Annotated in this window: 4 protein-coding genes; all 4 read right to left on the minus strand. The window is 72.5% G+C overall.

All coding sequences use genetic code 11. From position 1 onward, the window contains the following. A partial coding sequence (locus ACMZ42_RS27235; RefSeq protein WP_376322273.1) for a hypothetical protein occupies window positions 1-261 on the minus strand: 261 nt, incomplete at its 3' end. Then, window positions 258-611 (minus strand): hypothetical protein, encoded by a 354-nt coding sequence (locus tag ACMZ42_RS27240; RefSeq protein WP_375988995.1) that lies wholly within the window; start codon window positions 609-611, stop codon window positions 258-260. The genes ACMZ42_RS27235 and ACMZ42_RS27240, both read right to left, overlap by 4 nt. Further along, on the minus strand, window positions 608-814 hold the full coding sequence (locus ACMZ42_RS27245; RefSeq protein WP_375988992.1) for a hypothetical protein: 207 nt from the start codon (window positions 812-814) through the stop codon (window positions 608-610). Before ACMZ42_RS27245 ends, ACMZ42_RS27240 begins: the two co-directional genes overlap by 4 nt. Next, window positions 811-1,104 (minus strand): hypothetical protein (locus tag ACMZ42_RS27250; RefSeq protein ID WP_415733462.1); only part of this gene is annotated, 294 nt, incomplete at its 5' end. The genes ACMZ42_RS27250 and ACMZ42_RS27245, both read right to left, overlap by 4 nt.

Genomic DNA, 1,104 nt, shown 5'->3' on the forward strand with positions numbered 1-1,104 from the left:
CTCCTTGGGCTCTGCGAGGGCGTCGCGCACCCGCGCGGCGGGGACCTGCGCGTGCGTCCAGTCGTACGGGGCGACGGCCGCGCGGACGCGCTCGATGGTGGCCTGCGCCTGCTCCAGCTCCTCGGCGAGGCGGTCGCGGTCGACCTCGATCTCCTTCGCCTTGGCCTTCCAAATGTCGCCGCGGCGCCAGCCCTTGGAGGCGTTCGCGTACAACTCGTCCAGGGCGTCGTCGGTGGTGGTGCTGGCGGTGTGGCGCTTCATGCCGTCCTCCGCTGGTGCTCGTAGTTCTTGCAGGTGTGGTCATGGGCGGCGCCGGCGGATGTCCACCAGCGCTCGCAGCAGGCGGCAGCCAGGGCCGCGTCGACCACCTCGCCCGTGATGGGCCGGAGGCCGCAGGGGCGGGCGGCCCGCTCGGCGCGCACCGCGGCCGCGCGGCGCTCGTTGGCGGCGACGTACTCTCGGCCCGCGGCGACGGCCAGCAGCAGGGAGACACCGAACAGGCCGATGGCGTACCACCAGGCGTCTGCGCGGGCGCTGGTGACGGAGCAGTGGCCGGCGAGGGCGGCGGCGGCCAGGTACAGCCATCGCAGGGCGCGGTCGGGGAGGGTCACGGCTGGGCTCCGTTCTGCTGGGCCTCAGTGAGGTTGCTGTCGGGCATCTGTCCGCGGCGCGCTCTGGCGTCGGCTTCGGCCATCCGCTTCAGTGCCCGCTCGATGACCACCGCCCGCACCTGCCCCGCGTACACGGTGGCGAGGAGATGCTCCGACCGAGGGGTGAGGACCTCGCGGGCGGTGGGACGACGCTGCGGGCTCACCGGACAGCCCTCTCGGTCAGCCGCTTGAGCGCATCGTCGACGGTGAAGCCGTTCACGGTGACGAGGGGCGCCTGATCCCTGGCGAGCTTCAGCGCGGTGTCGAGGTCGAAGCGGTGAGCGTCCAGCCACTCGTCCTCGCGCTCGGAGGGGCGCATCTCGTACTCCCAAGTGCCGTCGGAGCCGAGGCACTGGGAGTGCCGCTTGACGGCCCACCGGCCATGGCCGCGGTATTCGACGGTGATCTCGAAGACGTGGGAGTCGATGCCGTCCTCGGGCAGGCAGTTCACGCT

Source organism: Lysinibacillus sp. NPDC056185, assembly GCF_047737915.1.
Classification (GTDB): Bacteria; Bacillota; Bacilli; order Bacillales_A; family Planococcaceae; genus Lysinibacillus.